Source organism: Nocardia sp. NPDC050697, from assembly GCF_040654395.1.
Lineage (GTDB): Bacteria > Actinomycetota > Actinomycetes > Mycobacteriales > Mycobacteriaceae > Nocardia.
Genome location: NZ_JBFAHY010000002.1, coordinates 469,524 through 482,583 on the forward strand (window position 1 = coordinate 469,524; position 13,060 = coordinate 482,583).

9 protein-coding genes are annotated in these 13,060 nt (G+C 75.3%); 4 read left to right on the plus strand and 5 right to left on the minus strand.

Translation table 11 applies throughout. The features are described 5' to 3' along the window. Window positions 1-38 precede the first annotated feature (38 nt). Entirely contained in the window at window positions 39-1,220 is a 1,182-nt protein-coding gene (locus AB0H71_RS09720) for a glycosyltransferase family 4 protein (RefSeq protein ID WP_357017310.1), read from the plus strand. Here AB0H71_RS09720 and AB0H71_RS09725 read toward each other — a convergent pair. After that, entirely contained in the window at window positions 1,177-2,916 is a 1,740-nt protein-coding gene (locus tag AB0H71_RS09725) for a hypothetical protein (protein WP_357018462.1), read from the minus strand. The genes AB0H71_RS09720 and AB0H71_RS09725 overlap by 44 nt on opposite strands. Window positions 2,917-3,182: 266 nt before the next feature. Here AB0H71_RS09725 and AB0H71_RS09730 point away from each other — a divergent pair, with 266 nt between their 5' ends. Continuing rightward, on the plus strand, window positions 3,183-4,412 hold the full coding sequence (locus AB0H71_RS09730; protein ID WP_357018464.1) for a polysaccharide biosynthesis protein: 1,230 nt from the start codon (window positions 3,183-3,185) through the stop codon (window positions 4,410-4,412). A 30-nt stretch (window positions 4,413-4,442) separates the two neighbouring features. Further along, window positions 4,443-4,772: a TfoX/Sxy family protein gene (locus tag AB0H71_RS09735; RefSeq protein ID WP_357017312.1), complete on the plus strand. Its 330-nt coding sequence runs from the start codon at window positions 4,443-4,445 to the stop codon at window positions 4,770-4,772. Between the two features lie 44 nt (window positions 4,773-4,816). Here AB0H71_RS09735 and AB0H71_RS09740 read toward each other — a convergent pair whose 3' ends face one another. Continuing rightward, window positions 4,817-5,974, minus strand: a complete 1,158-nt coding sequence (locus AB0H71_RS09740) for a DUF3068 domain-containing protein (RefSeq protein WP_357017315.1) — start codon at window positions 5,972-5,974, stop codon at window positions 4,817-4,819. Window positions 5,975-6,172: 198 nt separating this feature from the next. Here AB0H71_RS09740 and AB0H71_RS09745 point away from each other — a divergent pair, with 198 nt between their 5' ends. Beyond that, window positions 6,173-7,342, plus strand: coding sequence for an acyltransferase (locus AB0H71_RS09745; RefSeq protein ID WP_357017318.1), 1,170 nt, complete (start codon window positions 6,173-6,175; stop codon window positions 7,340-7,342). Between the two features lie 73 nt (window positions 7,343-7,415). Here AB0H71_RS09745 and AB0H71_RS09750 read toward each other — a convergent pair whose 3' ends face one another. From AB0H71_RS09750 to AB0H71_RS09760, 3 genes are all read right to left on the minus strand, one after another. Next, on the minus strand, window positions 7,416-11,561 hold the full coding sequence (locus AB0H71_RS09750) for an alpha-(1->3)-arabinofuranosyltransferase (RefSeq protein WP_357018467.1): 4,146 nt from the start codon (window positions 11,559-11,561) through the stop codon (window positions 7,416-7,418). A 110-nt stretch (window positions 11,562-11,671) separates the two neighbouring features. Then, window positions 11,672-11,845 (minus strand): DUF2613 domain-containing protein, encoded by a 174-nt coding sequence (locus AB0H71_RS09755; protein ID WP_233015057.1) that lies wholly within the window; start codon window positions 11,843-11,845, stop codon window positions 11,672-11,674. 102 nt (window positions 11,846-11,947) lie between these two features. Continuing rightward, complete coding sequence (locus tag AB0H71_RS09760) at window positions 11,948-13,033, minus strand: isochorismate synthase (protein ID WP_357017321.1); 1,086 nt, start codon at window positions 13,031-13,033, stop codon at window positions 11,948-11,950. Window positions 13,034-13,060 lie beyond the last annotated feature (27 nt).

Sequence of the window (13,060 nt, forward strand, 5' to 3'; positions counted from 1 at the left end):
CGACATTCCCGGCCGACGACGACGAGAGAAGCTCCATCGTGCGCGAAGTGCTCCTGCTCTGCTGGCGCGACACCGGGCACCCGCAGGGCGGCGGCAGCGAGCGGTACCTGGAGCGGGTCGGAGCGCGGCTGGCGGCGCAGGGGGTCAAGGTCACGCTGCGCACCGCCAAGTACCGGGGTGCGAAGCGCAGGGAACGGGTCGACGGGATCGAGATCAGCCGCGGCGGCGGGCGCTACACCGTCTACCCGCGCGCGCTGGCCGCCATCCTGCTCGGCCGGGTCGGGCTCGGGCCGCTGCGCGGGCTGCGGCCGGACGCGGTGATCGACACCCAGAACGGCATCCCCTTCTTCGCCACCCTCGCCGCGGGCGCGCCCGCCGTCGTGCTGGTGCACCACGGGCACCGCGAGCAGTGGCCGGTGGCGGGTGCGCTGGTCGGGCGGATCGGCTGGTGGATCGAGTCCCGGCTCTCGCCGCGGGTGCACCGGCGGAATCAGTACCTCACCGTCTCGCTGCCCTCCGCCGAGGAGCTCGCCACGCTCGGGGTGCGGCGCGAGCGGATCGCGGTCGTGCGCAATGGCGCCGAGCCGGTGCCCGCCGGGGTGCGGCCGGGCGACCGGGAGACCAGGGCGGCGGCGCCCCGGCTGGTGGTGCTCTCCCGGCTGGTGCCGCACAAGCAGATCGAGGACGCGCTGGCCGCCACCGCCGCGCTGCGCAGCCGCTTCCCCGGGCTGCGGCTCGACGTCATCGGCGGCGGCTGGTGGGCGGAGAACCTGGAGGCGTACGCGCGCGAGCTCGCCATCGCCGACGCGGTGACCTTCCACGGGCACGTGGACGAGGAGCGCAAGCACGAGCTGCTCGGCCGGGCCTGGGTGCAGGTGCTGCCCTCGCGCAAGGAGGGGTGGGGGCTGGCCGTCATCGAGGCGGCGCAGCACGGGGTGCCGACCATCGGGTACCGGAGTTCGCGCGGGCTGACCGACTCCATCGTCGACGGGGTGACCGGGGTGCTGGTCGACGATGCCGAGCAGCTCGCGGAGGCCGCGGCGGAGCTGCTCGGGGACGGGCCGGGGCGGGCTGTCATGGGGGAGAAGGCGCGGGCGCGGGCGCGGGAGTTCTCCTGGGAGCAGACGGGGGACGGGGTGCACACCGTGCTGGACGCGGCGGCTCGCGGTGGGTATGTCAGTGGCTTGATCGGGACGCGGGAGACGTCCGAGTTCGGGTGACCCGTTTCGGGTGGAGTGCGGCGGTGGCCGCGGCGCCACCGACGAGGAGGGCGGCCCAGAGCAGGTGGGCGAAGCCCGCGATGCGGCGGGCGTTCGGGTCGGGCCGGTCGATGGCGGCGGGCTCGGGGACGCGGTAGAGGGTGAGGTCCGCGTCGGTGTAGACCGGGGCTCCGAGCTGCGCGAGGGTGCCCGCGGAGGCGCCGAGCGGGCCGGGGGTGCGGTGCTCGACCAGGATCCAGCCGACGCCGGAGCCGGCGATCTCCGCCGCAGGCGCACCGGCGAGCAGCGCCCGCTCGACCCGCGCCGCCCGCCGCCCCTCGCCGGTGACGGTGCCGCCGCGCACCGGGAGCTCGCCGGTCTGCAGCACGTCGGCCGGGAGCAGCCGGGGGGCGGGGTCGAGCACCGGCGGCTCGCCGGACCAGGGGAAGCGGCGGAACATGCCGCCGGGGAGCACCGCGATATCGCCGGGGTGCCCGGCCCCGTCGATCGTCGCCGCCGCGCGTGCCCACCCCGCCGGGTAGCGCACCGGGCGCAGCGCCCCGCTCGCGCCGAACGCCAGATCGGCGAGCGGCAGGGTGAGCAGGGCGATGAGCAGCGCCGCGATGGCGGCCGGTGCCCGCCGGGCAACCACCACCGCGCCCGCCGCCGCCGCGAGGGTGTAGGCGGGGACGGCCAGCGCCACGTACTTCTGGGTGTCGCGGAGCAGCCCGGCGCCGGGGATCGCCGTCACCAGGTCTTCGCCCAGGTCGAGGCCGAAGGCGGTGGCGCCGAGGGCGGGCAGCGCGATCGCGGCCAGCGCGACGCCGGCGAGGGTCCGGCGCAGCACCGTCTCGTCGCGCAGCCCGGCGCCGAGCAGGCGGCGCAGGCCGCACAGCACGAGCAGGAGCAGCAGCGCGGTGCCGATCAGGGCGAGCGGGCCGGTGCGGGTGACCGGGACGGCGTCGGCATTCCAGATGCCGCCGAGCCCGGCCAGCGCGCCGAGCGTGCCGAGCCCCGGCTCCGCGCGGGCGGCGAAGGCGGCGATTCCGGCGGGGTCGGAGTGCTCGCCCGCCGAACCGGAAAGCGCCGCCGCCACCAGCCACGGGGCGGCGGTGCCGAGCCAGAGCAGGGCGGTGCCCGGGATGCGGCGCGGGCCCACCGTGAGCAGGGCGAGGACGCCCGCCAGCAGCGCGCCGGTCGGGGTGAGGCCCGCCGCCGCCAGGCACAGGGTGAGCGCGGCCCAGGCGGCGAACCGAGCTCGGCCGGTGACGTGCCGGTCGCGCAGGCGCAGTGCCGCGAGGACCGTCCACGGCAGGGCGGCGTAGCCCGTGAGCAGGCTCCAGTGGCCCTGCAGGAGCCGTTCGGCCACGTAGGGGTTCCAGATCGCCACCGTCACCGCGACCAGCTGCGCGTACAGGGGTGCGTTCAGCAGCCGGCGTGCGAGCGCGGCGGCGCCGATTCCCGCCGCCCAGAGCGCGAGCAGCAGGACCGCCTTCACCACGAGCCCGCCGTCGGCCACGGTGGAGAGCACCGCCAGCGCGGCATCCTGCGGGACGGCCCGCGGTGCCGCGTCGCCGAGGCCGAGTGCGGAATCGGTCAGGTACGAGCGCGGTGTGCTCACGGCGTCGCGCAGCAGGAGGTGCCCCGGGGCGAGTAGCGGGGCGAGGATCAGCAGGGTGAGCAGGGCGCTGTAGGCCGGTACCGCCGCGGCACGCAGCCGCGGGCGAGCGGGCGCCTCCGCGCCGGATGTCGCGGAGCTGGGGCGCGCGTCGGCGCTCGGCTCGCGCTCCCCGGGCGGGGGCGGCGCCCCACCGGGGCTCTGCGCCCCTGCTTCCGGCCCTGACTCGCTCACGCCGGATCACCCTACGGTCCGGCGGTGGGCCGGGGCGGCACTGGCCGCGGGGCGGGTGCGACGATGGGGCCGTGTCCGATGCGCGTCGTCCTCCCCTGGTGGCGGATCTGACGTTGGTGACGGCGGGCGCCATGATCGCCAATGCGGCGGGGTACCTGCTGCAGCTGCTGGCCGGGCGGTGGCTCGGGGCGGCGGGGTACAGCGAGTTCGCGAGCCTGCTCGCGGTGCAGCTGCTGTGCGCGGTGCCCGCGCTGGCGCTGCAGAACGTGATCGCGCGGGAGCTGGTGCGCGGGGCTCCGGTCGCCGCGCTGCGCGCCACCCGCACCCGGTGCGCCGTGATCGTGGCGGTGCTCGCCGCGCTGCTGGTGCCGGTGGTGTCGGTGGCGCTCGATATCGGCGCGCTCGCCTGCGCGGCGGCGCTGGTCGCCGCGCCCGCGCTGGTCCTGGTCTCCGGGGAGCAGGGGATCCTGCAGGGGCAGCGCCGGTTCCGCGCGCTCGCCGTGGTGCTCGGCTGCACCGGGATCGCGCGGGTCGTCCCCGCCCTCACGGTCCTCGCGCTCGGCGCCGGAGCCGCGGCCGCCCTGGCCGCGGCCGCCCTCGGCCTCGCCGCCGCCGCGGCCTACGCCCGCTACACCGCGGGCGGTGGGGTGCCGGTCCAGCCGGGCGAGTCCGGGGCCGGCGGCGTGACGGATGCGGCGGTGGCCGCGATCCCCACCGCCGGAGCGGCCGTTTCCGCGATCGGAGGGGCCCGGACCGCCGTCCGGGACCATACGGCGGGCGTCACCGCGGTCCTGCGGGCGGCGCAGGTGCAGGCGGCGCTCATGGCACTCTCCTCGGCGGACCTCATCCTGGCCCGCATCGTCCTGGACGAGGCGGACGCCGGCCGCTACGCCCTCGGCACCATCGCGACGAAGATCGCCTTCTGGCTCCCGCAGGCGGTCGGCGTGGTGCTGTACCCGCGAATGGCGCAGCCCGCGCACTCGGCGAAAGCTATCCGGGACGCGCTGGCCGTGCTCTCCGGGATCGGCGTCGCCGCGGTGGCGGGCGCCGCGCTCGCCGCGCCGCTCGCCCCGCTCTTCGCGGGCGCCGACTACGCCCCGGTGCAGAACCTGCTCTGGCTCTTCGCGCTGCACGGCGCGATCCTCGCGGTACTGCAGGGCGCCCTGCTCTCCGCCATCGCGGTGGACCGCACCGCCCCGGCCGCGCTCACCTGGGTCGGGCTCGCGGCCGAGGTGGTGCTCATGGCGACGCTCGCGCACTCGGTGCCCGCGCTGGTCACCGTGGCCGCCTGCACCGCGGCGGTGACGACGGCGCTGGTCGCGGCGGTGGTCCTGCGCACCGCCGCGCGGAACACCACCTGAGGTGTCGGTGCCGAGGCGCACACTGGGCCGATGGCGTACGACGAGAAACTCGCCGACCGGGTCCGCGCGCTCCTCGAGCCGGGGCCGTTCACCGAGAAGAAGATGTTCGGCGGCCTCGCCTTCCTGATCCGCGGGCACATGGCGGTGGCGGTGAGCGGGAAGGGCGGGATCATGGTCCGGGTCGACCCGCACGAGGGCCACCGGCTGCTCGACGGCGCCGCGGTGACCCCCATGGTCATGGCGGGCCGGGAACTGGACGGCTGGCTCCGGGTCACCGCCGCGGCGGTCGCCGACGACGCCGCCCTGCGCACCTGGGTGGCGCGCGGCACCGATTTCGTCGCCACCCTGCCCCCGAAATGAGGAAGGCCCCCGGTGCGCGCACCGGGGGCCTTCCTACCGCGAACTCAGGGCCGCTTGTTGATGTCGATCCGCTCGGTCGGCGCATCCGGGTTGCCGCGCGGCCTGCCGCCGGCCAGCGGCGCGGTGGACGGCCCCGCTCCGCCGAACGGCGCGGCGCGCTGCACCGCGGGCTGGGCGTTGCCGCCGCTGCGCAGGCCGAGCAGCACACCGGCGATCAGCGCGATCACGCCGAGCACGCCGAAGACGATCGGCAGGATCCGGCCGTACAGCGAGAGCCGGTCGATATTGTCCTTGGCCACCGCGAGCTGCGACTCGACCGTGTTCTCGTCGAAGACCACGTGCGTCTTGAGCGCCGTCACCTCGGGCTTGTCGCCGGTGCGGCCGTAGAAGATGTTCAGCGCCTCGCCGCCCTTGACCACGGTGCCCGTCTCCGGCTCCACCCACACGTCGCGGGTGTTGCTGTACCAGCGGTACATGGTGACCGGGGTGTCGCCGCCCTCGACGCCCCACTTGGCGGCGGGCAGGGTCAGCTTGTTGGTCGGCGACGCGACCACATCGTTCAGGTTGGTCGGCGGGACGACCTGCTGGAAGTGGTAGACCTTGGTGTTGTTGATCTCGGTCTCCTCGATGAAGTTCATGTCGGAGGTCTTGCGCGCGTTGAGATCGAAGTACGGGTAGGTCTTCTTCTCGGTGCCGATCGGGAACCGGTACTGCAGGCCGGTGTGCTGCACCGGGTCGGCGATGCTCTCGCCTTCCTTGGTGGTGGTCACGGCGATCGAGCCGTTCGGCTCGGTGCTGACCGGCTCACCGGTGACGCGGTCGATAGTGACCCGGTCGACGGTGGCGGTGAGCAGGCCGGTGTCGCCCTGCTTGTCGATCCGCCGCAGCGTCTGGCCGGCCTGCACCGTCATCTCGTCGGCGTTCGACGGGTCCTCGACGGTGAGGAAGCGCTGCGAGATCAGCGGAACGTTGCTGTCCACCTTGGCCGATCCCTCGGGCGCGGTGAGCGACTTGGAGTCGAGCACCAGGCTCTCCTCGCCCTCCTGGCTCGCCGCGATCGTGGTGATCTCCAGGTCGAGGGGAGTCTTGGCGACCTTGCCGACCGTGTAGGTCGGGATCAGCAGCGCCGCGACGATCAGCAACGCGCCGAGACCCACGAGCAGGCAGGCCACCGTCCTTCGGGTTCCGGCACTCAGTGCCATGCAACTCTCCTCGTCGTAGAACAGACGTTCCGGCCGAGCAGCGAGGCGGGCCGCGTTGCTCGTGAGCCCAGACACTAACAGCCCGATGTCTTACCATGCGGTGCCGAGCCCGGATTGGACGGAGAAAACGTGCTAGTCGCGTAATCGGGATCAATCGGGCGATGCCGAGTGCCCCGCCGCCGGGCAGACTGGAGTGCCGTGACCGCCACCGCCCGCACCGATCCGGCCCCGGACGCCGCCGCGCCCGCGCCGGCGCGGCCGCGGTCCTTCGTCCCCGCGCTGGAGGGCGTGCGCGGCCTCGCGGCGCTCGGCGTGCTGCTCACGCACGTGGCGTTCCAGACCGCGACCACCGCGATTCCGGTGGTCGGGCCGCTTTTGTCGCGCTTCGACATGGCGGTGGCGCTGTTCTTCGGGCTCTCCGGCTTCCTGCTCTGGCGCCCGCACGCCGCCGCCGCGCGCGGGCTCGGCGCCGCGCCGACGGCCGGGTACTACTTCCGGCACCGGGCCGCCCGGATCCTGCCCGCCTACTGGGTGGTGGTCGCGGTGGTGCTGGTGCTGCTGCCGAACGCGGCGGCCACCGCCGGGCTCCGGGTCTGGGTCTCCAACCTGTTGCTGCTGCAGGTGTTCGTCCCCTTGACACTCACCGACGGACTGACCCAGATGTGGAGCCTCTCGGTGGAGGTGGCCTTCTATCTGGTGCTTCCGCTGCTCGCGCTCGCGCTCGCGCTGGTGCGGCTGCGCGGCGCGGCCGCTCGCCGCCGCGTTCCTGCGGTGCTCGCGCTCGGGCTGGTGACGCTGAGCTGGAACCTCCTCCCGGTGCCGACCCCGGATGCCATCAATGCCGACAACTGGCTGCCCGGCTACCTGCCGTGGTTCGCCGTCGGGATGCTGCTGGCCGAACTGGTCTTCGTCGTCCAGCCGGGTTCCCGCTGGGATCGGTACGCCGGGCGCAGACGCTGGATGTGGACGCTGGCGCTGCTCGCCTTCCTGCTCTCGGCCACCGAGCTCGCCGGCCCGGCCGGGCTGGTGCGCGCCGAGCCGTGGCAGTACGTGGTGAAGATGGCGCTCGGGGCGCTCATCGGCTTCGGCCTGCTCGCGCCGCTGGTGCTGCGCGATTCGCCGCGGCCGCTGCTCTCCTCGCCGGTGGCGCTGGCGGTGGGGCGCTGGTCCTACGGCATCTTCATCTGGCATCTCGCGGTGCTGTGGGTGATCTTCCCGGTCTTCGGCATCCTGCCGTTCAGCGGCAGTTTCCCGAAGATCCTGCTGCTCACCGTCGCCTTCACGCTTCCGGTGGCGGCGGCGAGCTACGCGCTGATCGAGGAGCCGTGCCGGCAGTTCGCCCGGCGCTTCGACCGGCCGAGGCCCTGACGCTCGATATCGAGCGGGTGGTGCCGCGGCGCGTGGCGGCGTGCGGGGATCAATTGGCGGGCTATATCAATGGCTAGCGGCGGGGGCGGCGGGCGGGCAGGGCGGCGAGGCCGAGCGCGATCACCGCGAGCACCGCGGGGAGCTGGGTGAGGAGGGCGCCGCCCATATAGCCGTCGGGGTGGCGCCACGGGCCGGTGGAGAGGGCGGCGGCCGAGAGCAGGGTGCCGGTGCCCGCGATTACGGCGAGGGTGCGGGCGGTTTCGAGGCCGCGTCGGTCCGCGAACTCGAGGGCGGCCCAGGCGGTGGCGGCGAGCGCGAGGGCGATCGGGCCCGCGATCAGGCCGGTGACGGCGAGGACGCCGATGCCCGCGGCGATCCGGGAGTTGTAGGGCGAGCAGGGTTCCGCGGCCGCGGCCGGGGTGCGGCGGGGGAGGGCGAGGAGCAGGAGCGGGATCAGGAGGAGCAGGCCGCCGAAGATGCCGAGGCGGTACCAGCGGTCCGCCGGGAAGGAGACGGTGATCGGGCCGGTCTCGCCCGGGGGGACGAGCCAGCCCTGTTGCCAGCCGTCGACCACGATTGGGCGCAGCTCGGTGCCGTCGGGGGTCTGCGCGGACCAGCCGATATTGGTGCTGAGCGGGAGGACGAGGAGGCGGGTGCCGTCGCCGGGGGGCGGCGGGGGCGGGGTGGTGTTGTCCAGGCGGAGGCGGTCGACGGTGAAGAGCGCCGTCGGGGCGACGTTGACCTCGGTCGCGCCCTGGGGGAGGGGTACCGAAACCGGGACGGGGGATTCCGCGTCGTCGACCGCTGCGCCCGGCGCGGCATCGGCCCCGCATACCTCGGCGGGAACCGGGGCGCCGGAGCGCAACTCCGCCGCCGTGGCGGTGACCGAGGTCTGCAGGACGCGCCCGCCGACCGCGATCACCGGACCCAGCTCGCACGGCACCGTGATCACCCGGTCGAGGGGGGCGGGGGCCGGGTAGTCGGGGCCGAGCACATCGACCTCGGCCAACCCGGCCGGCTGGGCCAGGGTGAAGCCGAGCGCGGTGCGGTCGAGCACCGCGCGCCAGGCGGTGACGCTCACCTCGATCCGGTCGGTGACCGTGGGGAACAGCTCGATCCGGCTCGGCTCGGCCTGCCCCTCGCCGGCACTGCCCGGCAGCGTGCGCACCTGCGGGCCGTTGCCGAGATTCACCGTGACCGCGGTGGGCGCGGCGGGCAGCGCGCCGCGCGACGGCGTGATGTTCAGCCCGGTGACCAGCGCGGGCTCCGGCAGTTCGAGGGTGAGCGTGGGCGGCCCGTCGGGGCTGTCCCGCACGGTGTTCTCCGGTGCGGTCCAGCTGGTCCTCGGATCACCGTCGGTGGCGGCGAAGGCGGAGCCGCGCAGGTCGCCGACGTCGCCGGTGCCGCGCGCGACCGGCCGGGCCGGGTCGGTGAGCAGCGCCTCCAGCTCCGGGCTCTGCCTGGTGCGCACGGTAAGCCGGGGCGTCACCTCGGTCGGCGCCGGCACCGCGAGGGTGCGCTGGAAGGCGCCGGGCTCCTCCGGCGCCAGCGCCAGCCCCTTGTGGCAGCGGATCCGGTCCGGCGCGTCGAAACAGGCGCTGCGGCCGGGGAATTCCTGGCCGAGATCCCAGGCGGCGGGGGTGCCGGCGACCGGCGGCAGCGCGACCGTGTGCCGGATCGGCACCCGCACCGGCGCCTCCCGCACCGAGTAGTCGTCCAGCGCGATCTCGCTGATCCCGAACTGCCCGCCGCGGGTACTGCCCTCGGTGCGGATCGCCGTCACGCTGACCCACCCGGTACTCCCGGCGGGCAGGGAGACCGAGACCGGCGCACCGGGTTCGGTGATCCGCGCGGAGACGCTGCCGCGCTCGGTGCGCACCTCGATCCACTTCACCGGGTCGCCGAGCGCGGCGGGGCTGGTGGTCACCCGGAGCAGCCCGGTGCTGATCGGGTGGTCCAGCTCCAGCCGCAGCCACTGGCCGAGCGCGTACTCGCCGCCATTGCTGAGCCAGGCGGTCGACGGGTCGCCGTCCACCGCCGCGGCGGTGGAGCTGCCCGGCGCGGCGCCGCCGATCTGGGTGGCGTCCGCCGCCGAGCCGGAGGCGGTCACGGTGGCGCCGCTCCAGGCGCCCTCGACCGGGGCCGCGCCCGGCACCGGGTAGTCGGGGACCAGGTTGTGCGTGCGGCGCGCGTCGTCCGGGGCGCGGACGGCGGAGTTGTGGTTGTCCACCCGGCCGAAGTCGGTCTCCCGCGCCACGGGGGTGTCGGTGACGGTCACCGGCCCGGCGGGCAGCCCGGCCGCGGCGGCGTCGGCGGCGAGCAGCGCGGGCACCGGGGCGCCGGGATCGCGGCGCAGCCGCTCCAGCACCTCGGGGCCGCCCTGCACCACCGGGACGTCGGCGAGCGCCACGCTGTACGCGCCGGGGAAGGACTCCGGCGCCCCGGCACCGGATTCCACCCGCTCCGGGGTTCCGGTGCCCGGGGTATCCACCTCGTAGAGCTCGATCGCCGGGTACGCCGGGTGCAGGTCGCCGTCGACCACCAGCCCCTCGGCGATCGCGGTGGCCTCGATCGCCGGGCCGAACTCGGCGACCTTGCGCAGCCCCGGCGAGCCGTCCAGCGCGCGGTGCGCCAGCATGGGCCGGGTGGAGCGGGAGGTCTCCGGGTCCAGGTCGTTGCGCAGCACCAGCACCCCGATGCCCTGGGCCGCCAGCGTCGGCGCCAGCCCGGCCGACGGCCTGCCGTCGGCGATCAGCCGCTGCACGGAGTCCATGGCGCGGATGGTGCCCGGCGGGTTCAGCGGGACGGCGTCGCGCACCGCCCACGGCGTCGATGCCAGCGCCTGCAGCGGTTCGTCCCTGGTCAGCCCCCAGACCTGGCTGCCGAAGGGCGCGCCGGGGACGACCAGCGCCCTGGTGTCCGCGGCATTGGCGGCGAGCCATTCGGCCGTCTCCTGCCAGTACGGCGGCACGGCGTCGTAGGCGCCGCGCGGGGCCAGCTTGCCGGTCCAGGCCAGCGAGGTGGCGAGCGCGATGGCGGTGAGCACCAGCGCGGCCACCGCGACCCGCCGGTCCCGCTCCGGGTGCGCCCACGCACTCAGCCAGCTGCGCAGCGGCACCGAGGCGGGCAGCGGGATCCGGGCGAAGAGGTGCGCCAGCCCGAGCACCAGCGGCAGCCGGATGAGCGGCTCCAGTTTGTGCACATTGCGCAGCGGGGCGCCGCCGGAGTCGAGGAAGACCCGGATGGGCTCGGCGAACGGGCCGCCCATGGTGCCGAGGTAGCCCGCGCAGATCCCGGCCAGCCCGGCGAAGAGGATCAGGGTGAGCCTGCCGCGGTGCGGCATGGAGCGCAGCGCCAGCCCGGCGATGCCTGCGGCGGCGATCAGCCCGGTGGCGAGGACCGCGGCGGGCTGGGTCACCAGCACCGCGCCCGCGATCCGCTCCGGGGAGACGAACGGGGTCCAGCTGTCGGTGCCGCGCAGCACCTCGGCGAGCGAGGCCCACTGCGTGGTGACGCCGGAGGATTCGATGTAGTCCAGGAACGGCGGGCTCACCCGGCCGAGCAGCAGCAGCGGGACCGCCCACCAGAGGGTGGCGAGTACGAGCAGCGGGATCCAGGCGGCGGTGAAGCGGAGCCAGCGCCGGTCCGGGCGGTAGGAGGCCCACCAGAGCAGGGCGGGCAGGAAGGCGGCGACCGTGGCGACGGCGTTCACCGAGCCCATGAGCGCGAGGGCGAGCGCGCTGCCCGCGGGGGAGGTGGCGCCGCCCGCCCGGCGCCGCACCACCGCGACCCCGAGCGCGGCGGGGGCGAGCAGCACCCACGGCGCCAGCATCATGGGGAGCGTCTCGGAGGAGATGGAGCCGAGCGTGGTCAGCACCCGCGGGCTCAGCGCGAAGGCCACCGCGGCGATCACCCGGGAACCGCGGCTGCCGATGCCGAGCGTCTGGCAGAGCCGGATCACCCCCCAGAACCCGGCGAGCAGCAGCAGCGCCCACCAGATCCGCTGGGTCACCCAGGCGGGCAGCCCGAGCAAGTGCCCGGCGGAGAAGAAGGCGCCGTGCGGGAAGAAGTAGCCGTAGGCCTGGTTCTGCACCTGCCCCATCGGGGCCTGGCTGCTCCAGAGGTGCGCGGCCCGGTCGAGGAAGCCGAGCGGGTTCTGCGCGAGGTCGTACTTGGTGTCGGCGACGGTCAGGCCGGGCGTCTGCAGGAAGGAGAGCAGGAACGCCGCGACGACGGTGCCGAGGAACCAGCGCCTGCCGAGCGGCGCGGTGTCGTCGGCGGCGCCCGCGGCGCTGGGCGCGCGGGTGCCGACGACGGGTGGAGCGGAGGTCAGCGGCTGCCGTACTCGACGTTGTTGAGCAGCGAGGAATCGGCGTCACCGCTGCGGTCGATCTCCGGCCGCGAGTTCTGCTGCGCCGCGGCGGTGATGACGAAGACCGCGATCGCGCCGATGATGGCGCCCGCGACCGCACTCACGAGACCGGGAACGGCAAAGGACTTCATCGCGGCACTCCAATACGACAGGGGCAGGCACGTGTTCCGGGTCAACCTAGCAGCCCGTGGCGTTCGCGCGGGGATACGGGCCGGTTTTGCCCGCGTTCCCCGTCAGCCCGTCGTCACCGGGCAGTCCAGCGCGCCGAGCAGGGTGCGCAGTTTCGCCGTGGTCTCGTCCAGCTCGGTGCGCGGATCGGAGCCGGCGACGATGCCCCCGCCGGCGAAGGCGCGCAGCGTGTGCCCACCGGCCGCGATCTCGGCGCTGCGAATGGCGACGACCCACTCCCCGTCCCCGTCCGGCGTGCACCAGCCGACCGCCCCGCCGTAGAACCCGCGATCCTCCTCGGCGTCGACCACCCGGTCCAGCGCGGCCTGGGTCGGGGTGCCGCAGACGGCGGGGGTCGGGTGCAGCAGCACCGCGAGGTCGAGCGCGCTCGGCGCCGGGTCGGCGAGCGTGCCGTCGATCGGCGAGGCCAGGTGCCAGACGGCGTCGGTGCGCACCAGCTCCGGCCGCTCCGGGATGCGCAGCGTGCGGCAGACCGGCGCGAGCCGCTCCCGGATCCACTCCACCACGTAGGCGTGCTCCTCCAGGTTCTTGGCATCGGCCCGCAGCGCCTCGGCCCGCGCGGCGTCGGCCTCGGGATCGGCGAGCCTCGGCACCGTGCCCGCCAGCGGCCGCAGCGAGACGACCCCGCCGCGCCGCGCCACCAGCACCTCCGGCGAGGCCCCGACCACCGCGTCCCCCGGCCGCCCCGCCACCGCGAGATCCGCCACGAAGACGTGCGCGCCCGGATGCCGCTGCCGCAGCCGCGCGGCCACGTCCTGCGGGTCGATCCGCTCGGTCTCGCTGCCGACCAGCACCGAGCGCGCCGCCACCACCTTGCGCAGCGGGTCGGCCGGGTCGCCGATCTGCTCGATCAGCTTGGTCACCCGCGCGATGTGCTCGTCCGGCGACGGCAGCTCGGCCACCACCCGCAGCCGCGGCAGCCGCACCGGCGGCACCGGGCCGGGGGCGCCGCGCTCCAGCCGCTCCGGCACGATCAGCGCCGCCGGCCTGCGCGGGTCGAAGGGCAGCGCGCCGACCACCGGGTCACCGCCGCGCAGCGCCGCCGCGGCCGCCGCCGGGTCGGTGAACCCGGCACGCGTCCCGTGCGCGCGCAGCACCTCGCTCGGGGTGGCGAGCAGGAACGATGTCATAGCTCCGACCTTAGAACGGCCGGAAGG

Bases quoted from the DNA above. Each gene is read 5' to 3' on its own strand.
- AB0H71_RS09730 (WP_357018464.1), top strand. From the start codon at position 3,183: ATGATCGCCAATGCGGCGGGGTACCTGCTGCAGCTGCTGGCCGGGCGG.
- AB0H71_RS09735 (WP_357017312.1), top strand. From the start codon at position 4,443: ATGGCGTACGACGAGAAACTCGCCGACCGGGTCCGCGCGCTCCTCGAG.
- AB0H71_RS09740 (WP_357017315.1), bottom strand. From the start codon at position 5,974: ATGGCACTGAGTGCCGGAACCCGAAGGACGGTGGCCTGCCTGCTCGTG.
- AB0H71_RS09755 (WP_233015057.1), bottom strand. From the start codon at position 11,845: ATGAAGTCCTTTGCCGTTCCCGGTCTCGTGAGTGCGGTCGCGGGCGCC.
- AB0H71_RS09760 (WP_357017321.1), bottom strand. From the start codon at position 13,033: ATGACATCGTTCCTGCTCGCCACCCCGAGCGAGGTGCTGCGCGCGCAC.